We start from the raw sequence: 20,196 nt of genomic DNA, 5'->3' as shown, positions 1-20,196 counted from the left end.
CTCCAGGCGTTTATAAGCAAGAGGTTGATATGAAAGAGAAGACCGAGTCAGATGACAGTATTCGCCTGGACAAATGGCTCTGGGCCGCTCGATTCTACAAAACCCGTGCTGTCGCGCGTGAGGCAATCGACGGCGGCAAGGTGCATTACAATGGGCAGCGCACCAAGCCCAGCAAGCTGGTAGAACTGGATGCTGAAATCAAACTGCGTCAGGGCAACGACGAGCGCACCGTGTTGGTCTGTGCCCTCAGTTCACAACGCCGCTCGGCACCCGAAGCGCAATTGCTGTATCGGGAGACCGAGCAAAGCGTCGAAAAACGCGAAAAGGTCGCTTTGGCACGCAAGATGAACGCGCTGACCATGCCGCACCCGGATCGTCGGCCCGATAAAAAAGAACGGCGCGATCTGATAAAATTTAAATACAATGATGCAGAGTAGCACTGACCATTAAGAGAGAAACCATGTCCAACCACGACCAACTACACCGTTATCTGTTTGAAAATCATGCCGTTCGCGGCGAGTTGGTGACGGTCAGTAATACCTACCAGCAAATTCTGGAAAACCACGACTACCCGGCTCCGGTGCGCCTGCTGCTGGGTGATATGCTGGCCGCCACCAGTCTGCTGACGGCGACGTTGAAATTCAATGGCGATATTACCGTACAGCTTCAGGGCGACGGCCCGCTGAAACTTGCCGTTATCAACGGCAATAATCAGCAGCAAATGCGCGGTGTTGCCCGCTTGCAAGACGAGATTGCGCCCGATGCGACGCTGCGTGACATGGTAGGTAACGGCTATCTGGTGATCACCATTACGCCCGAGGAAGGTGAGCGCTATCAAGGGGTGGTGGGTCTGGAAGGCGATTCGGTTGCCAGCTGTCTGGAAAACTATTTCCAACAATCCGAGCAGTTGCCTACCCGGTTGTTTATTCGCAGCGGAGAGCATGAAGGCCACCCGGTTGCCGCTGGCATGCTGCTGCAAGTACTGCCCGCGCAGCACGTCGGCCACGACGATTTTGACCATCTGGTGCAATTGACAACAACCATCAAAAACGAAGAGCTGTTTACCCTGCCCGCGAACGAGGTGCTGTACCGCCTTTATCATCAGGAATCGGTGACGCTCTACGAGCCGCAGGCGGTATCGTTTCACTGCCACTGCTCGCGTGAACGCTGCGCAGATGCATTAATGACGCTGTCGGATGCCGATCTGCATGAGATGTTGGAGCAGGAAGAAGAAATCGATATGCATTGCGATTATTGTGGTACGCACTACCTGTTCAGCGCCGGTGAAATCAGTGATATTCGTCACGCCAGCCTAGACGCCACAAGGCATTGATCGCATAAGACATTGACATAATATTCCTGACTAAGCGGGCACTTCGGTGCCCGTTTTCATTTTTCGCCCCTACGGGAGAAGAATCGTTTCACTTAACGAAAATTAAACAAAACCATGTCTTAAATTATTTAATTTTATGATTGTTATCCCAGCTAAAATAGGCTTACTCCGTACAATGATTATCAGTATGACTATAACTATTGAGGAGTAGCGATATGCAGATCAAAGGTATTGCACCACAAGCCCTCGCCGCTTATGGAATCCGCGATGTCAGCGAGATTGTCTACAATCCGAGTTATGAAGTACTTTTCCAGGAGGAGGTTGCTCCCGGCCTGGAGGGATATGAACGCGGCAGAGAAACCAAACTGGGCGCTATCGCCGTCGACACCGGCGTTTTTACCGGTCGTTCGCCCAAAGATAAATATATCGTTCGTGATGATACCTCGCGTGAGCACGTGTGGTGGTCGGATCAAGGCAAAGGCAAGAACGATAACCACCCCATGACACAAGAAGTCTGGAGCCACCTGAAACAGCTGGTGACCGAGCAGCTGTCCGGCAAACGTCTGTTTGTCATCGATGCCTTCTGCGGAGCCAACCCCGATACCCGTCTGAAAGTGCGTTTTATCACCGAGGTTGCCTGGCAGGCCCACTTTGTCAAAAATATGTTTATTCGCCCTGATGACGATGAGCTCAAGCAGTTTGAGCCCGATTTTATCGTGATGAACGGGGCGAAATGCACCAATCCACAGTGGCAGGAACAGGGGCTGAACTCGGAGAATTTTGTCGCGTTCAACCTGACGGAACGGATCCAACTGATCGGCGGCACCTGGTACGGCGGCGAAATGAAGAAAGGGATGTTCTCGATCATGAACTACCTGCTGCCGCTGAAAGGCATCGCCTCGATGCACTGTTCCGCCAACGTCGGTGAAAAAGGGGATGTTGCCGTCTTCTTCGGCCTGTCCGGCACCGGAAAAACCACGCTGTCCACCGATCCGAAACGCCAGTTGATTGGCGACGACGAGCACGGCTGGGATGATGACGGCGTGTTCAACTTTGAAGGCGGCTGCTACGCCAAAACCATCAAACTGTCGAAAGAGGCTGAACCGGATATTTACGGTGCCATCAAACGCGATGCGCTGCTGGAGAATGTCACGGTTCGGGAAGATGGCAGCGTGGATTTCAACGATGGCAGCAAAACGGAGAACACCCGCGTCTCCTACCCCATTTACCATATTCACAACATCGTCAAACCGGTTTCCAAAGCGGGACACGCGCGTAAGGTGATTTTCCTGACGGCCGATGCCTTCGGCGTTCTGCCGCCGGTATCACGCCTCACGCCTGACCAGACGCAGTACCATTTCCTGTCCGGCTTCACCGCCAAACTGGCGGGCACAGAACGCGGGATCACCGAACCTACGCCGACGTTTTCTGCCTGCTTTGGTGCGGCGTTCCTGTCGCTCCATCCCACGCGCTATGCCGAAGTGCTGGTAAAACGTATGAAAGCCGCTGGCGCGCAAGCCTATCTGGTCAACACCGGCTGGAACGGTTCAGGAAAACGCATTTCGATTAAAGACACCCGTGCCATCATTGATGCCATTCTGAATGGCAGCATTGACGACGCCGAAATGCATACGTTGCCGATCTTCAATCTGGCGATACCGCGCTCACTGCCCGGCGTCGATGTTCAGATTCTGGATCCGCGCAACACCTATGCTAGCCGGGCGAAATGGCAAGAGAAAGCCGAAGATTTGGCGCAGCGTTTTTGCACCAACTTCGACAAATATACCGATACCCCTGCTGGTCAGGCGCTGGTGAGCGCCGGGCCAGAAATTGGGGCGGAAATCATCCCCTAAAACGCAAAAGCGCGGGCTTGCCCGCGCTTTTTTCTTCTGCGTTAACCACCGTGTTTTACCCTTCTGACGCCTCTTTCTCAGCGGCAGACGGCCCTTCTTTGGCTCGATCGTAGGGTAAAGGCAGATAAGCGCGCACGCACAGCCCACCGCGTTCGCTGGTGCCCACGTCTAACGCACCGTCATGCGCATCAATGATGCGCTGCACAATCGCCAGCCCTAATCCGGTACCGCTGGTGGTACGCGCGCTGTCGCCGCGCACAAACGGTTGGAACAGATGTGCCAACTGCGCAGGATCGATGCCCGGACCATCGTCTTCCACCTGGAACCAGACGCGTTGCAGTTCTCGTCCGCTGCTGACCTTGATCCAGCCGTTACCGTAGCGCGTCGCATTGACCACCAGATTCAACGCCGCCCGTTTGATCGAGAGCGGACTGATGCGCACCATCAGCTCGCCTTCGGAGAAATCGCTGTCAATCTGGCGCTCATAGCCACTCTCAGCCGCCACAACTTCGCCCAGAATAGTGTTCAGATCCGCCGCTTCCATCTGCATCTCCTGACCGGTACGCAGATAGTCGATAAACTGTTCGATAATGGCATTACACTCTTCAATATCCTTATTGATGGACTCCGCCAGATAGTCGTCATCCTTGCTCATCATCTCCGTTGCCAGCCTGATACGCGTTAACGGCGTGCGTAAATCGTGGCTGACGCCCGCCATCAATAGCGTACGATCGTCGGCCAGCAATTTGACCCCCGACGCCATCTGGTTGAAAGCGCGCGTTACCGAACGCACCTCGGAAGCACCATACTCACGCAACGCGGGCGGAATAATGCCTTTCCCCACTTGCAGCGCCGCATACTCCAGCTCCACCAGCGGCCGGTTCTGCAAACGAATAAACAGCCACGCCCCGCCGATGACCAGCAGCATGATCGCCAGCGTGTATCGGAAGAGCGGAGAAAAGTCGCCCTGATGGATTTCCGTCAGGGGCACCCTCACCCAGATATCGGGTGAAAGCCAGGTTTTCAACCACACCACGGGGGTATTTTTGCTGACTTCAACGCGTACATCCGTCGGGCCGCCAAGCTGTTGCGCCATTTGCTGGCTCAAAAACTTGTAGTGCTGCGCCCAACGTAGCCCGCTCTCCTCCGCCGCGGCGTTGGTATACAGGGAAATCCCCAACTCGCGATAGATTTCACGCCGGAACGCCGGTGGCACTTCCAGCGAAGAGCCATCCTCCAGTTGCAGCCTGTCGGTCATCAGCATGCGCACTTCGTAGGCCAAGACTTTGTTGAACTGCTGCAAGCTTGGCAAAATGGCAAAATTGAGCACCACCAGATAGGTGGTGACCAGGCTGACAAACAACAGGGTAACAATCAGCAACAGCGTCCGGGCAAACGAACTGCGCGGAGAAAAGCGCCATCGTCTCATGCTTTACTGCCGTCCGGCACAAAGACGTATCCCAGGCCCCAGACGGTTTGGATATAGCGCGGATGCGCCGGATCTTCCTCCACCATGCGACGCAGCCGCGAGATCTGCACATCGATGGAGCGCTCCATGGCACTGTATTCACGACCACGCGCCAAGTTCATCAGTTTATCGCGCGATAACGGTTCGCGCGGGTGGCTGACCAACGCTTTCAACACCGCAAATTCCCCGCTGGTCAACGGCATCGGCTCGTCATCGCGAAACATTTCGCGCGTGCCGAGGTTCAGCTTGAACTTGCCAAACGCGATCACCGCCTCTTCCTGCGACGGTGCCCCCGGCAGCTCGTTCGCCTGGCGGCGCAGCACGGCACGAATGCGCGCCAGCAGCTCACGTGGGTTAAACGGTTTAGGAATGTAGTCGTCAGCGCCAATTTCCAGGCCAACGATACGGTCAACCTCTTCCCCTTTCGCCGTCACCATAATAATCGGCATCGGGTTGCTTTGGCTGCGCAGGCGGCGGCAAATCGAGAGCCCATCTTCGCCCGGTAACATCAGGTCCAGCACCATCAGGTGAAAGGACTCACGCGTCAGTAAACGATCCATCTGTTCAGCATTGGCTACGCTACGTACTTGAAAACCTTGCTCCGTCAGGTAACGCTCCAGCAGTGCGCGCAGGCGCATATCATCATCTACTACCAGAATTTTATAATTCTCTTGCATTTTCATTCTCCAAAAGCGTAATCGCTGCCGATGCCCGTATTGTTCAAAAACCCGTGAATTACTGACAGTCGTTTCTGGTATATATTGCAGGCAAAATTGTTACAAAGCATAATAAAACAGGGATTAATCAATCATTTCCTTCATTTTACAGGCGCAATCGCCTTAGGATGCAGCAACGCCTATACTGCTCACAGTGTGTCAACGCCGTACTATGCGTACCCGCAATAACCGATGATGAAAGCAAACGATGAAAACCGATCTTATCACCCGTGAAGGTTACGACATGCTCTACAAAGAGCTTAACTATCTTTGGAAAGAACGTCGTCCAGAAATTACAGAAAAAGTGGCTTGGGCGGCAAGTTTAGGCGATCGCAGTGAAAATGCCGACTACCAATACAACAAGCGGCTGTTACGCGAAATAGACCGACGGGTGCGCTACTTGCGCAAACGTCTGGAAATCGTTCGCGTCGTCGATTACTCCCCTCAGCAAGAGGGCAAAGTGTTCTTTGGTGCCTGGGTTGAAGTCGAAAACGAGCAAGGCGACCAGATGCGCTTTCGCATCGTTGGTCCTGATGAGATCTATGGCCGTAAAGACTATATTTCAATCGACGCCCCAATGGCACGGGCGTTGCTGAAAAAAGAACGCGACGAAGAGGTGAAAGTGAAAACACCGTCGGGCGAAAAAACCTGGTATGTAAACCAGATAACCTATACCGCGCCCGCCGAGTAATCGCCTGGCCGCTTATTCCCTCCCTCGTCACCGTGGTGTTACGGGGTTGCAGGGCGCGACATTAACGGATATTGCAGGCCAATTTTGACCACGCCGTGCTGATAAGATAGACATCGCGGGTCAGCATTTCGAACTCCAGGATGTCATTTTCCCCGATCATCGTAACCGCGTCATCAGGTGCATTATCCTCCGGGTTTTTATCCAGAGTGACATTCTTGACTAACAGGCGATTTTCATTCCAGACGGAGTCAAAACTAAACGTGCGCTGTATAGTACGAGGAATATCGTCTTCACCAATAAACACACCATCAATAAAAATTAATGCGCGGTTTTTATCGCTTAAATAAACATTGACATCGTATTCTTTTCTTATTCTATATTTTTCATTCCCCTCTCTGACTCTCACCTCGCCACAACAAATCACCGGCTTGTGAAAAGACTGACGCTTAAAATAATAGGGCCCCACGAATAAAACCGTCACCAATAATAACAGGCTGAACCATACCATTTTATTGCCAAGGTTATTTTTCAACATAGGTTGTGCATCCTTTTCCACGTTTGCTGCATGCAATGATGATGCGATTTCTTTTCATTCCTGAACCATGTAACGGTGTCGTCTTTGATGAAATAAACAAGACGTTATCCCCACAGAGTTCCTGATAACCCGCTATCGACTCGCGGTTGACCGCATCCTGTAATGCAAAAACATCGCACTTATTTATCACATTGACTCTGACAAAAGGCCGATAAGGGAAACGACCAGAAAATGACACCATAATCAAAATAAATAACAGAATCATACCGATGATAAAAATAATCTTGGTCGTATAACCTATCTGGAACCGGTGCGTCGAATGGTCTGGCGCAGTCAATCGGGGATTGACACCACGGGTCTGCGCGTTCATCGATGTTTCCACCGCATTCCCCACCGTGCGAACGTCCGTTGGTTGCCTGGCATAGGCTTCAATACTGTCGACATGAAAAACAATACCTGATTTCGGGACAGTAACAATCGCCTCAGCCAAACCAAAATTGCGTAATACCTTTCTAAGCAGTGAGATATAATTATTGAGATTACTGATAGAAGGAGAAAGTGAATACTTTTCTAATGCCTCTCGTAGCAACAATTCACGGCTTAATGTGACCCCCGGATTATCAATCAGAGTAGCGAGTATGCGTGCAATAGGCGCGCTCAATGAAATGGCTTCACCTTCACGATCTCGCCAAGATAAAGTTCCCTCTCCATCATTGAAAATGATGGTTTGATTAATCAAGTAGGCCATAAAAACCTCTGGGATAAGCAAGTATTATTTTAAAAATAACCTAACCCTATTGATGATATGTTTATTTACACGAAACATAGGAAATGGAAATCCTGCGACATATATCTTAGATCGCTCATTAACGCCCGTGAGAATATTGGTTTAAACAATACCTTTACGCCATACCTTTACGCCATACCTTTACACGACGACATAAAAAGAGTTGAGCCGTAGCATAAAAATTTGCTCGTTTATTGTCAAAGATTATTTAAAGCTGTTTTAGATTGTTATTTACCCTAAGAAATACAAGCGCGTTTTTTGAAAGAATATGCGATTAAATATATAACAACCAAAGATAAACAAAAAAATAAAAAAGAGCTAACACGTTGAACATAGTAGATATCAAAAATGAATAGGTGCATTCCCTTCACCGTAATGCGATACGCCAAACCTATTAAAATTAAATTAATTAACGTTTTAATCTATAAACCATAAAAACAAATTTTACGATTTGAAAAAAGAGGTTACGTGCAAATACCGCAATGAACAATAACGCAAGTAAATTATAATCAAAAAAACGTATTCAAAAAACAGCACTGATGCAGCTAAATACCCTTTGGATAAAATCACCTTTGGGGTTCATCTCCTTGTCTAGGGCTTATTCTGCTGTTCTGCTCACCTCGCCAGCATGATAACTGCGAATGAATTCGCAATTATCATGCCCTGGTTGCCAATATGATGTGTTTATTACGCATAATCCGCGTCACCGTGGGATTCATCCTCCGCGAAGACCTTTCCTTGTGCGCTATCTGCTTAAATAATTCGCGTTATAGGAAGAAAGTGCCGGAGCGCAGCCCACGTCGATGAAAATGAAAAGGGGCGCGAAAAAGATTATTTTTGTGTTGACATAAATGTGTCACTTCGATCGCTTAATTTGGCCTCGAAGTGTCACGGGAGACTCGGATATGTTCAGCGTAGATGCCATCCTGCAAGACCTTGCACCACACCGTCAAACGCCATCCTGGCAACGTTCTCTTCTACGCGCACTGCTGTTTGAGCGCGAAATGCAACAATTCGCCGAGCGTTACCCCCATTTGAAAGGCCTGGATCTGGTCGAGCAAATTCTGGACTATTTCAATTTCAGTTGTGAAATGGTGGAGGGGGATCTAGAAAATATCCCTAGCCAAGGGCCGGTGGTGCTGGTCGCCAACCATCCTATCGGCTCACTGGATGGCCTGGCGTTGCTGCGTGCGGTGGCGAGCGTTCGCCCCGACGTGCGTATTCTAGCCAGCCAGGTGCTCTCCTACATTACCCCGCTAAAAGGGGTTCTGCTCGCCGTCGATAACGTTAACAACCGCACAAAACGCTCACAAATCAATGCGATACAACAGCACCTCAGCCAGGAGGGTGCCATCATTCTGTTCCCGGCGGGTGAAGTGTCACGCATTAGCCTACAAGGGATTCGCGATGGGCATTGGCACAGCGGTTTTATTCGCATGGCAAGCAAAGCGCGCGCCCCCGTTGTTCCTATTCATATCAGCGGACGCAACAGCAGCTTGTTCTACCTCTCTTCTTTGCTCTACCGGCCGCTCTCAACGCTGCTGTTGGTCAGAGAAATGTTTCAACAACGCAGTCAGAAACTCAAGATCCGCATTGGCGCTCGCATCCCCTATGCCACCTGGAGCCACGGAGAGTGGAATGCCAACGATGTTGCAGCCCGTTTCCGCCGCCATGTCTATCGGCTGGGCCTGGGTAAACCCGGCAGTTTCCTGGGAGAAAAACCCATTGCTCTGGCGGAAGATCGCGCCGCACTGAAGCACGCTTTAGCCGTGTGTGAAACATTAGGCACCACGCCTGACGGAAAGGTGGTTTACCTCTACCGGCGCGGCGAAGAGGGGTATGTGCCCATTCTGCGCGAACTGGGACGGTTGCGCGAAATCGCGTTCCGCGCCGTCGGAGAAGGCTCCGGTCAGCGGCGCGATCTCGACAGCTATGACGACGACTACCTGCATCTTATTTTGTGGGATGAAAAGGAGTTGGAAATTGTCGGCGCCTACCGCTTCACTCCGACCGCACAGCAAATTGCCCATAAAGGCGTTAACGGCCTGTATAGCCACAGCCTGTTTCAGTATGGGGCAGAAATGGACCCGATTCTGACGCAGGGCATTGAATTGGGGCGCAGTTTTATCCAGCCTAAATACTGGGGAAAACGTGGGCTCGACTATCTGTGGCTGGGGATCGGCGCGTATCTTGCTCGTTACCCGCAATATCGCTATCTGTTTGGCCCGGTCTCGCTTTCCGGCACCCTGCCACCGCACGCGCGGGATCTGCTGGTCGCCTTTTATCGCCTGTACTTCTCACCGAGTCAGCCGATGGCTACCTCACGTCGGCCTTATCCGGCCTCGTTGCCCGATGTGTTAAAACAGTTTGAAGGCACCGACTATCAACAAGATCTGACGCGGCTAAAAAGCATGCTCAACAACATGGGATGTGCGATTCCCACGCTGTACAAGCAATATTCGGAAGTATGCGAAACCGGTGGCGTACAGTTTATCGATTTCGGTATCGATCCTGATTTTAACAACTGCATCGATGGTCTGGTGCTGGTGGATATGACGCAGCTCAAACCGTCGCGCTATCAGCGCTATGTCGCCCCTTTCTTACCGGAACCACAGCCGACAGCGCCAGAGCACGCGTAGCCATTTCCCTTCTTTAATACCGCCATCCTCCGTTTTCGCGGAGGATGGCGGATGCCTTATTTCACCTGTGACGCGTAGTCACGACGCGGTTGGCCGGTGTAAATCTGGCAAGGACGATAGATTTTGGGTTCCTGCGTGTGCAGTTCCTTCCAGTGGGCAATCCAACCGATAGTACGGCCTACTGCGGAGATCACCGGGAACATGGAGGGCGGCAGGCCCATGGCTTTCAGGATCACCGCCGTGTAGAAATCCACGCTCGGGTACAGCCGATGTTCGAGGAAATAGGGATCGGTCATGGCGATATGTTCCAGCTCCATCGCCACCTGCATCAGATTATCTTTCGGCCCCATCTCATTCAGCACTTCATGACAGGTCTTGCGCAGCACGGCCGCGCGCGGGTCGAAATGGTGATACACCGAGTTACCGAAGCCCAGCAAACGAAACGAGTCGCGGCGATCTTTGGCCCGGCGGACAAAATCGGGAATACGCTCAACGGTATTGATCTCTTCCAGCATGCGCATACAGGCTTCATTGGCACCGCCGTGGTTTGGCCCCCACATGGTTGCCAACCCGGCGGCAATACACGCAAAGGGGTTGGCACCGGAGGAGCCGGATGCTCTCACGGCAGTGGTAGAGGGACATTGGCCATGATCGGCGTGCAAAATCAGTACCCGGTTCATCGCACGTTCCAGCACCGGATTGACCTCATATTTTTCCGCCGGAACGGAAAACAGCATATGCAGGAAACTGCCGGTATAAGAGAGGTTGTTGCGCGGATAAGCCGCCGGTTGCTCAATGGAGAATTTGTAGCTCATGGCGGCCAGCGTCGGCATCTTCGACAACAGACGCAGCGCCGCCAGCTCGCGGTGTTCTTCGTTGTGAATATCTAGCACGTCGTGATAAAACGCCGCCAACGCCCCGACCACCGCGCACATCAGCGCCATCGGATGCGAGTCGCGACGAAACCCGCTGACCATCCGCGAGATCTGCTCATGAATCATGGTGTGTCGGGTGATGCTGTTGACGAACCGATCGTATTGCTCACGATTCGGCGCATCGCCGTGCAGCATGATGTAACACACTTCGGTGAAATCACACTTCTCGGCCAGTTGCTCCACCGGAAACCCGCGGTGCAGCAGCACGCTATTGGCAGCGTCAATATAAGTGATGGCGGATTCGCACCCGGCAGTGTTATTAAAACCCGGATCGTAGCTGCACAGCCCCTGCGCACCTAACGGACGAATGTCTACGGCCTCTTTGCCCAACACGCCCGCGCGCACATTGAGCGCAATATTCTTTTTTCCTTCCATCGTCAGGATGGATTTCTTGACTGTCATTATTCTTTCTCCCGTCCGAATGCGCCTTTCACCAACATGACACCCCATAACGCGAATCTGCGCCGCATTAACGTAACACACTCCGCACCGCACCTTTCCTTAATACGCGAAAAAAGGTTTCATATTCGAACAATTCGCTGAAAAATTGACATAGGTAAATTTTCTGAGACGCCACAATGCCGACTGGCATTTTTGCTACGCAATCCGTATAACTGTCCCGGATTAGTTAACTCACCCCTTGATGATGATGATTGAATTCCGATTATGAATGATGCATTGAGCCAGATTATCGCCAGCGAATTGCAGGCGCGAAAGGAGCAGGTCGACGCCGCAGTCCGCCTGCTGGACGAAGGGAACACCGTACCGTTCATTGCTCGTTACCGTAAGGAAGTCACCGGCGGGTTGGATGATACCCAACTGCGCCAGTTGGAAACCCGCCTCGGTTACTTGCGCGAGCTGGAAGAACGGCGTCAGACCATTCTGAAATCGATCGAAGAGCAAGGAAAATTAACGCCGCCGCTGGCCCTGGCGATTAACGGCACCCTGAGCAAGACCGAGCTGGAAGACCTCTATCTGCCGTACAAGCCGAAACGCCGTACGCGCGGACAAATCGCCATCGAGGCCGGGCTGGAGCCGTTGGCCGACAGCCTGTGGCAAGACCCAAGCCAGGTGCCTGAAACAGCGGCGCTGGCCTATGTTGCCGAAGACAAAGGCGTTGCTGATGTTAAAGCCGCACTGGACGGTGCGCGCTACATTCTGATGGAGCGTTTCGCGGAAGATGCCGCCTTGCTAGCCAAGGTGCGCGACTATTTGTGGAAAAACGCCCATCTGGTCGCTCGCGTAGTAGAGGGTAAAGAGGATGAAGGCGCGAAGTTCCGCGACTACTTTGCTCATCAAGAACCGATCGCCAACGTGCCATCGCACCGTGCACTGGCGATGTTTCGCGGCCGCAATGAAGGGGTGCTGCAACTAGCCCTGAACGCCGACCCACAGTTTGACGAACCGCCGCGCGAAAGTCAGGGTGAACAGATCATCCTTTCACACCTGAATTTGCACCTCAACAACGCCCCTGCTGACCATTGGCGTCGTGCCGTGATCAACTGGACCTGGCGTATCAAGGTGCTGTTGCATCTGGAAACCGAGCTGATGGGCACCGTGCGTGAAAAGGCCGAAGAGGAAGCCATCAATGTGTTTGCGCGCAACCTCCACGATCTGCTGATGGCTGCGCCTGCCGGAATGCGCGCCACCATGGGGCTCGATCCGGGCCTGCGCACGGGCGTGAAAGTGGCGGTGGTGGATGCCACCGGCAAACTGGTTGCTACCGATACCATTTATCCGCATACCGGTCAGGCCGCCAAAGCGGCCCCTATCGTTGCGGCGCTGTGCGTCAAACATCAGGTAGAACTCGTGGCGATCGGCAACGGCACCGCATCACGTGAAACCGAACGTTTCTTCCTCGATACGCAAAAACAGTTCCCGGCGATTAATGCTCAGAAGGTGATCGTCAGTGAGGCGGGCGCTTCAGTGTATTCTGCATCGGAGCTGGCGGCGCTGGAATTCCCCAATCTGGATGTTTCCCTGCGCGGTGCGGTTTCTATCGCGCGTCGCCTGCAAGACCCACTGGCAGAGCTGGTGAAGATCGATCCCAAATCCATCGGTGTCGGCCAATACCAGCACGATGTGAGCCAGATGCAACTGGCGAAAAAGCTCGATGCGGTGGTGGAAGATTGTGTTAACGCCGTGGGCGTCGATCTGAATACCGCGTCGGTGGCGCTACTGACGCGCGTTGCCGGGCTTAGCAAAATGATGGCGCAGAATATCGTCAACTGGCGTGATGAAAACGGGCGCTTTGACAATCGTCAGCAGCTGCTCAAGGTCAGCCGTTTGGGGCCAAAAGCGTTTGAACAGTGCGCTGGCTTCCTGCGTATCAACCACGGCGACAACCCGTTGGATGCCTCGACCGTTCACCCGGAAGCCTACCCGGTGGTCGAACGCATTCTGGAAGCCACACGCCAGACGCTGCGCGATCTGATGGGTGACACTTCAGCGTTGCGCAAACTCAAGGCGGTAGATTTCACCGACACACGTTTCGGCCTACCCACGGTAACAGATATTGTGAAAGAGCTGGAAAAGCCCGGACGCGATCCGCGACCGGAGTTCAAAACAGCCTCTTTCGCCGAGGGGGTGGAAACGCTCAACGATCTGCTGCCGGGCATGGTGCTCGAAGGTGCAGTAACCAACGTCACCAACTTTGGCGCATTCGTGGATATTGGTGTACATCAGGATGGTTTGGTGCACATCTCGTCGTTGTCCGATCGCTATGTCGACGATCCGCACAAGGTGGTGAAAGCCGGGGATATCGTGAAGGTCAAGGTGCTGGAGGTCGATCTGCAACGTAAGCGTATCGCGCTCACTATGCGTCTCGATGAACAACCGGGTGACACCGCGTCACGCCGTAGCGCCAGCAGTGGTCAACGTAACACCGGGTCTCGTCCTGCTACTCCTACACCGCGAGCAAAACAGCAACAGAGCTCAGCAGGTAATAGCGCCATGAGCGATGCACTGGCCGCCGCCTTTAAAAAACGTTAGCTTTTTTGTATACCCTAAATAATTCGAGTTACAGGAAGGCGGCAAGCGAATGAATCCCGATGAACTTACTCAAGTAAGTGATTCGGGTGAATGAGTGCAGCCAACGCACATGTAACTTGAAGTATGACGGGTATAAGCAAAGGGAGCCATTGGCTCCCCTTGTAACGTTTGCTCGACTTCACTTATTTATACAGAACCGCTGTGCCGCGCAGTTGGTTGTCGCCGGTAGCAGAAACGATACGGTAAGAAGATGCACCTGCGGCCTGCGCTTTAGCAGCAACTTGTGATTCAAAACCGCTCAGTGTTTTAGCGCCGCTCACGGAAACGGTACCGATTTGCTCTGCGGCGAAGGTGCCGAAAGAGAGAGAAGTCAGGGCCAATACTGCTGCAAAAGTTTTGATGGTTTTCATGATGCTAATCCTTATCTCTGTGGTTAGGAAGAAAGCGAAGTGCTTTCGATGGAGAGAAGAATAGCGCCACTGCTCGCTAATGAATAGCTAAGTGATTTGCTGTGATAAGTCAATTTTTTTGAACAAAGACTGTCACTGTTTTAGATGTTTTATCCTGACGCCATATGCTGAGGTGCAAGACAGTCCCGTTACGGTACAAACCGCGCTGAGATTATTAAAAACGATATGCCAGGCCTGCTATTACCGTGTAATACTCATTGGCAATACCCGCAGCGTGGCCGCCAATATATCCCTGTCCTCCGGAAACCTGATCAATAATTTGCGTTCCTCCCCGGCTCTCACCATATTTATTCCAACTCAGCGCGGTAAATACCCTGGCACTGGATGTCAGATAATAGCCGATATCCACCAACACGGAATAATAACGCCCATAATTGCCTTCATCGCGAAAGGTCAGTTGGCGAAAATAGTGCTCATCATTATCGCGCGCTTTAACCCAAGGGCTGAATTTCGCGAGCGCACTCAGCTCAAAATTCTGATAGTGAAATACCCCGGTGACACCCAGATACGGGGCATCAAATTGTTGCCGGTAGCCACCCAGATTACGGTCCCGTTCAAATGCCCCCACCGTTGCACCGTTATCGTACTGATAATACCCCCCCAGCGCCGTCCAGCTAAAATGCGTCTGTTGATAACCGGCAAGCCCTCCCAGCCGGTAATAGGGCTGACTCACAACCCAACTCTGAACCTCCATATCAAACGCATTAGCATGATTCAGGCGACTGTTGGGATGATGGGACCATTCGCTCCAGTGCGTTTGATCGTCATAGAGCCAATCATAGTCATCCATTTTTGCGCTTCGCTCAGCGAGCGTCGTCCAACCCCGTGCATTCAATGTTAAATACGGGGATATATCCCAGTTAAACGCCATTGTCATAATCGGCGTTTGCTTTATTTTCCAATCCAATTGGCTGAGTTTATCTCCATTTTCCAGGTAAACATTTTCGTGTGATTCTCCCTCTAACCATCCCAACGCCCCGCTTATGGTGGTGGAGGTAACGGTGTTTTCAGCCTGAGCGGAAAATATCGTCATCAGCCCGGCAACACAGCAGAGAATTACGTATTGTTGCTGCATGAACAATTCCTTAATGATTGCGTGAATGATTTTTATCGAAATAGAACCCGCACAAAAACAGAAAAATATAGGGATAACACATTTTTCTGAGTCATTTTATAAACATGAAGGTGCCAAATATTAACGTCTGTAATCGAATCTGAATATAACGGTGAGATGAGAGGGAATGCATTCAGAAAATGATTTACTAAAACAAGGCATTATCACCTTATTCAATCATTGGTAATCGCAGAGAGAACATATTGTCAGGTGATAACAAGGGGCCAAGCGGCCCCATGTTATACCCGTCATACATCACGTTGCAGATGCTTGCGCTGTTCAAAACGTAAACGTTTTGTCCTGCAACTCGACGTATTTAGGGTATATATCCATTATTCCCCGCGCAATGCCGCCGCAGGAGACTGTCGATAGGAGAGCACCGCCGGAAGCGTCAGCACCACGGCAGCCACTGCCAGCAGCAGCAGCACGAACCACAGATCGTCTTCACCCAACGCAATCGGCAATACAAAGCCACTCTTTTCACTCATGATGATCGCCACAGCCTGGGCAGCGACATAGCCCAACCCCACACCGATCGCCACACCGGCAAATACCAGTGACATCAATCCGCTCCAGATCAGCAGGAAAATACCGGTGCGCGGCGCGCCGAAAGCGCGCAAGGCACCGATTTGCTTCTGGCGTTGACGTAAATGCATCACCGCCACCAGCGCCACCGCCATCCCCACCAACCCTTGCGTGCCAATGGAGATATACATCAATAACGCACGAATATCACCGAGGATGGAATAGAGCTTCACCAGCACCTCTCCCGGAAATACTGCCTGCGTTGCCGTGCTGCGATAGAGTGAGCGCAGTTGGTAAGCGCCCGCAATGCTGAGCGGTTTTACCACAATGGCGGGCACACCAGCCTCATGATGATGCTCTTGTTGCGCATCCTGTGAATGCGCTTCACCGTCGTCATGATGTTCATGCGCATCGCCCTCAGCGTGCTCATGTCCCTCTTCGCCATCATGATGCTCGTGCTCATCGTCATGGTCACCCGGTGCATGGATGCCGTGCACACGCCACACGGCGTTAACCGGCACCAGAATGGCTTTATCCCAGGCGCTGCCGTCAGCGGGCAGCACGCCAACCACGGTATAGCGCACTTCCGCATGAGCGTGGGCTCCCTCTTCCCCGACCTGGCCGTGCACCGGGCTAAAGGTGCTGCCAATCGACAGTCCGGTCCCCGCGCCCACCACGGCTTCAAAGCCATCGTTAAACACCCGACCGGCTTGCAATGGGCGTTTCCCGCCATCGGTCACCAATGCTTCGTTGGTCCCCACGATCGGCATGCCTTGATAGAAGTCGCCAAACGCCACCGGTGCCGCCCAGGCCACCAGCGGATTTTTCTGTACCTCATCCAGCACCTGCGCCGGAATCAGCGTCAATGCAGAAGGCTGAAGAAAGACTGACGAGAGCACCAGTTGCGTTTCGCTCCCCGGCGCACCAATCACCAGATCGAAACGATCCGCCGCCTTGGCGCTGCCCATACGCAACGCGCGCTCCTGTAAACTCACAGAAATACTCAGCGCCGTGGCCAATGCAATCAGTATCACCACCACCACCACGCCCGGCCAAAGCCGACGCCAGTCTGCGGTAATCAAACGCCATGGGATCATCCCTGTACCTCCTGATAGCTATCCGTCACACGTTGTCCTTTTTCCAACTGAATACAGCGCGACATCAACGCGGCCAGCCGCTTGTCATGCGTAATGGCAATCAGCGTGCTGCGCTGTTCCCGGGCCAACGTGACGAGCAGGTCGGCGATCTGCTCGCCGTTATGTGCATCCAGACTGGCCGTAGGCTCATCGGCCACGATGATTTCCGGTGTCGCTAACAGCGCGCGAGCCACCGCCACACGCTGTTTCTCTCCGCGCGACAGCACTTCAATCGGGCGATTACCGGTGTTCACACCCACGCGCTCCAGCAACATGTTCCCCCGTTCCTTCAGCGACGCAGGCAAGCGCCAATGGTGAAAGCGTGCCGGCAGCAGCACGTTCTCCAGCGCATCAAGGCCGGGAAACAAATGAAAATCCTGCATAATCAGACCAACATGACGGGCGCGCCAACAATCGCGTTCGGCTTCTGACAGTTGGCGAATATCTTGCTCGCCCCAACGCACACTGCCAGTGCCCTCACAGTCCATGCCGGTGATGGCATTCACTAACGTGGTTTTACCCGAGCCTGATGGCCCCATTACCGCCACGCAACTGCCCGCCGCAATCTGCAAGTGGGCGATATCCAGCACGGCGCTGGGCATATCAGGAAAAGAGATCGTTAAGTTTTCAATATGCAAATCAGCCACAGCGGCTCCTAAGGCGTATCAAAGCGGGCATCGCGCAGGCGCAACAGGCTGACAAACCCGGTTTCCGGATCCGTCCAGGAGCCAAACTCCAGCACGCCTTCCACGTCGATAATGGTGTTGTTCTGTACGAAGGTTTGCCGTTTTGACAGGTAGACCACCACGATATCCTCCGGCCAGTCGGCGTCGGAAGAGCAGAACGGGCAGAGTGCCATCGGCATTTTGGTCAACACAAAGAATTGAGATTCAGCCTTGAGCGGTGGAGCCATGAAGCCGCGCATTTTGACGCGTTTTCCCGAGAGATTTTTTACCTCATTGGAAAATTCCAACCCCAGCACGCCATACGAGGCATAGAGTTTATCAAAAGAGAGTGTGGGCAATGCGGCACGCGCGGTACCGATCAGGCTGAGCATCAACACGCCGACGCCGACCATGCGCCACAACGCCGAGAAGAACAACGGCGGGGTCTCCCCCGCCGGACGTAAAGTAAGGCTCTTCATTACAGCGCGTTACTTGGTGGCTTGTGGTTTCAGCGCCAGCGCATCAACAATCACGCGGAACAGTTCGGTGTTTTCCATATAGCCGCGAATCCGCTCACCGCCAGGGCCGCTGGCCTGAATCACCATGTCATCCACGGCGTGAACGCCAGTGTCCGAAGAGCGCGGCAGAATGCCTTCACGGAACACGGCACCCGGGACGTTTTCATAGGCCTTGTTCGCCACATACTGGTCTTTTTCGTTCTTGATGGCAGGAACGAACTGATTATCCAGTTTCGGACGGAAGGTTTCGTAGTAATCCGGGTAGTTGTTGAAGAACACCGCTAACCGTTTGGAAACGTTGATGTCATCCGGATAGCCGTCTTTGTTGGCATCCTGGTAGTTCGGGAAGCCCGCATCTTCATACACGCCCACTTTTTCACGCATCTCGGTACCAGGCTTGTTGTCATCAATAGTACCGATAATTGACAAGCCGTGCGTGTGGTCACCGGTCACGATGATCAGCGTATCCGGGTTTTTCTCAGCAAATTTTTTGGCGATAGCCACGGACTGATCCAGCATGATGGTGTTGGTAAAGGCGCGTTCCCAATCCAACGGGTGAGAGGCTTTGTCGATCAGCGCCGATTCCACCATCAGGAAGAAGCCATCTTTGTTTTTCGACAGCACATCCAGCGCCGCCTGCGTCATGTCGGTCAGATCTGGCTGATTGGGGAATTTCTTGGTCACGTCATTTTTCAGGAAACGGCGATCCAGCACACCGTCCATATTGCCGGTGTGGAACAGCCCCAGCAGTTTGGTGGCCTGCTCAGCATTTTTCTTCAACCCATCAGCGTCAGTCACCAGCGTATAGCCCGCTTGCTGGAATTTCTCAACGTAGTTGGTGTCATCCTTACGTTTGGAGCCAGCCGTGCTTTTCGGCAGGAAGTAGGCAGAGCCACCGCCCAGCATGACCGTTGGCTTCACGTTGTAGAACATCTCAACGATTTCCGCTTTATCGGCGCGACGACGAGTGTGAGACACCACCGCCGCTGGCGTGGCATCTTCCAGTTCGGCGTCACTGACCACGCCAACCGACATCTTGGAAGAACGGGTAATCAGTTCGCCCAGCGTTTCCTGTTTCGGGTGCTCCAGCGAATTCTTGCTGCGACTCACGTAGACACCCAACGCATTCACGCCAGATTTGTGACCCGTCATGTAGGCGCTCATAGTGTTGGCGCTGTCTGCCGCGATAGAGTCAGTACTTGAAGTACCGGCAAACGCCATGTATTGCAGATCGTCAATCGCCAGACGACCATCGGCTTTCCCTTCGGTCACGCCTTTGGAAAGGATGCGTGCGCCGGTGCGGTGCGCCACAGAGAGGCCATCACCGATAAACAGAATGACGTTCTTCGCTTTACGTTTTTCCGCGCTGGGGTAGACATCCCAGGTCACTTTCGCCGTTTTGCCGTTAGCCTGTGCTTCCACGTGATACTGACCGGCCTGCGGCAGGAACACATCACGGATCCATACGGCAGAAACATCCTGCCCGTCTTCGCGCTCAACAAAGGTGGCGGATTTACCCAGCACCTGCTGGTAATCCTTGCCGTTAATCAGAATGCGAACATCAGCGGGTTTCACTACAGAATCAAACTCGACTTTAAAGTCAAACTTACCGCCAGCCAGCATGGTGGCGCGGTCGATAGGGTAAATCGCTTGAGCCTGCGCGAACCCCGGCAGGGTGGAAGCAAAAAGCAACGGCAGTAGCCAACGAGCGTTCATGGTCATGTCCTTGAGCGATAATATAATCACGACATAACCTAGTTACCTTTGTTTACAGTTTGATGAATGTTGACAGGTATGGAGGTGTTTATTCATTACGTGGT

At 52.8% G+C, this 20,196-nt stretch carries 17 protein-coding genes; 6 read left to right on the top strand and 11 right to left on the bottom strand.

Annotated features, from left to right (window positions below; genetic code table 11):
* The first annotated feature begins 29 nt into the window (after positions 1 to 29).
* The 3 genes from hslR to pckA all read left to right on the top strand — a co-directional run bounded on the left by hslR (position 30) and on the right by pckA (position 3,186).
* Positions 30 to 437: a ribosome-associated heat shock protein Hsp15 gene (gene hslR, locus J5069_RS20790; RefSeq protein WP_264645643.1), complete on the top strand. Its 408-nt coding sequence runs from the start codon at positions 30 to 32 to the stop codon at positions 435 to 437.
* Between the two features lie 23 nt (positions 438 to 460).
* Positions 461 to 1,333 (top strand): Hsp33 family molecular chaperone HslO, encoded by an 873-nt coding sequence (gene hslO, locus J5069_RS20785; protein WP_264645642.1) that lies wholly within the window; start codon positions 461 to 463, stop codon positions 1,331 to 1,333.
* Between the two features lie 215 nt (positions 1,334 to 1,548).
* Complete coding sequence (pckA, locus tag J5069_RS20780) at positions 1,549 to 3,186, top strand: phosphoenolpyruvate carboxykinase (ATP) (RefSeq protein ID WP_264645641.1); 1,638 nt, start codon at positions 1,549 to 1,551, stop codon at positions 3,184 to 3,186.
* Positions 3,187 to 3,241: 55 nt separating this feature from the next.
* Here pckA and envZ read toward each other — a convergent pair whose 3' ends face one another.
* Complete coding sequence (envZ, locus tag J5069_RS20775; RefSeq protein WP_264645640.1) at positions 3,242 to 4,615, bottom strand: two-component system sensor histidine kinase EnvZ; 1,374 nt, start codon at positions 4,613 to 4,615, stop codon at positions 3,242 to 3,244.
* Complete coding sequence (ompR, locus tag J5069_RS20770; RefSeq protein ID WP_001157747.1) at positions 4,612 to 5,331, bottom strand: two-component system response regulator OmpR; 720 nt, start codon at positions 5,329 to 5,331, stop codon at positions 4,612 to 4,614. Before ompR ends, envZ begins: the two co-directional genes overlap by 4 nt.
* Positions 5,332 to 5,578: 247 nt before the next feature.
* On the opposite strand from ompR, the gene greB reads away from it, so the two are divergent.
* Complete coding sequence (gene greB / locus J5069_RS20765; protein ID WP_264645639.1) at positions 5,579 to 6,061, top strand: transcription elongation factor GreB; 483 nt, start codon at positions 5,579 to 5,581, stop codon at positions 6,059 to 6,061.
* A gap of 61 nt (positions 6,062 to 6,122) precedes the next feature.
* Here the strand turns inward: greB and J5069_RS20760 are convergent, their stop codons facing one another.
* Positions 6,123 to 6,596 (bottom strand): FidL, encoded by a 474-nt coding sequence (locus J5069_RS20760; protein WP_264629118.1) that lies wholly within the window; start codon positions 6,594 to 6,596, stop codon positions 6,123 to 6,125.
* Complete coding sequence (locus tag J5069_RS20755; protein ID WP_264645638.1) at positions 6,583 to 7,344, bottom strand: winged helix-turn-helix domain-containing protein; 762 nt, start codon at positions 7,342 to 7,344, stop codon at positions 6,583 to 6,585. The genes J5069_RS20760 and J5069_RS20755 overlap by 14 nt, the downstream gene beginning before the upstream one ends.
* 944 nt (positions 7,345 to 8,288) lie before the next feature.
* On the opposite strand from J5069_RS20755, the gene J5069_RS20750 reads away from it, so the two are divergent.
* On the top strand, positions 8,289 to 10,022 hold the full coding sequence (locus J5069_RS20750; RefSeq protein WP_264645637.1) for a lysophospholipid acyltransferase family protein: 1,734 nt from the start codon (positions 8,289 to 8,291) through the stop codon (positions 10,020 to 10,022).
* Positions 10,023 to 10,078: 56 nt separating this feature from the next.
* Here the strand turns inward: J5069_RS20750 and J5069_RS20745 are convergent, their stop codons facing one another.
* On the bottom strand, positions 10,079 to 11,359 hold the full coding sequence (locus J5069_RS20745) for a citrate synthase (protein ID WP_264645636.1): 1,281 nt from the start codon (positions 11,357 to 11,359) through the stop codon (positions 10,079 to 10,081).
* Between the two features lie 264 nt (positions 11,360 to 11,623).
* Between J5069_RS20745 and J5069_RS20740 the strand changes: the two genes are divergently transcribed.
* Complete coding sequence (locus tag J5069_RS20740; RefSeq protein WP_264645635.1) at positions 11,624 to 13,948, top strand: Tex family protein; 2,325 nt, start codon at positions 11,624 to 11,626, stop codon at positions 13,946 to 13,948.
* Between the two features lie 182 nt (positions 13,949 to 14,130).
* On the opposite strand, the gene J5069_RS20735 is transcribed toward J5069_RS20740, so the two are convergent.
* The 6 genes from J5069_RS20735 to J5069_RS20710 all read right to left on the bottom strand — a co-directional run bounded on the left by J5069_RS20735 (position 14,131) and on the right by J5069_RS20710 (position 20,092).
* Positions 14,131 to 14,358, bottom strand: coding sequence for a YdgH/BhsA/McbA-like domain containing protein (locus J5069_RS20735; protein WP_264625087.1), 228 nt, complete (start codon positions 14,356 to 14,358; stop codon positions 14,131 to 14,133).
* Positions 14,359 to 14,572: 214 nt separating this feature from the next.
* Positions 14,573 to 15,493 (bottom strand): omptin family outer membrane protease, encoded by a 921-nt coding sequence (locus tag J5069_RS20730; protein WP_264645634.1) that lies wholly within the window; start codon positions 15,491 to 15,493, stop codon positions 14,573 to 14,575.
* Between the two features lie 371 nt (positions 15,494 to 15,864).
* The gene (locus J5069_RS20725; RefSeq protein WP_264645633.1) at positions 15,865 to 17,154 is read right to left on the bottom strand and encodes an FtsX-like permease family protein; all 1,290 of its coding nucleotides are present in this window, start codon (positions 17,152 to 17,154) and stop codon (positions 15,865 to 15,867) included.
* Entirely contained in the window at positions 17,151 to 17,840 is a 690-nt protein-coding gene (locus tag J5069_RS20720; RefSeq protein WP_264645632.1) for an ABC transporter ATP-binding protein, read from the bottom strand. The genes J5069_RS20725 and J5069_RS20720 overlap by 4 nt, the downstream gene beginning before the upstream one ends.
* Positions 17,841 to 17,848: 8 nt before the next feature.
* Positions 17,849 to 18,337, bottom strand: a complete 489-nt coding sequence (locus J5069_RS20715) for a hypothetical protein (protein WP_264645631.1) — start codon at positions 18,335 to 18,337, stop codon at positions 17,849 to 17,851.
* A gap of 9 nt (positions 18,338 to 18,346) precedes the next feature.
* Positions 18,347 to 20,092 carry an alkaline phosphatase gene (locus J5069_RS20710; protein ID WP_264645630.1) on the bottom strand — a complete coding sequence of 582 codons (1,746 nt, stop codon included), beginning with the start codon at positions 20,090 to 20,092 and terminating at the stop codon, positions 18,347 to 18,349.
* Positions 20,093 to 20,196 lie beyond the last annotated feature (104 nt).

This window comes from Candidatus Symbiopectobacterium sp. NZEC127, from assembly GCF_025962675.1.
GTDB lineage: Bacteria > Pseudomonadota > Gammaproteobacteria > Enterobacterales > Enterobacteriaceae > Symbiopectobacterium.
Note: the sequence above shows the minus strand (reverse complement) of the source record. Positions and strands in the feature narration are given on the sequence as shown.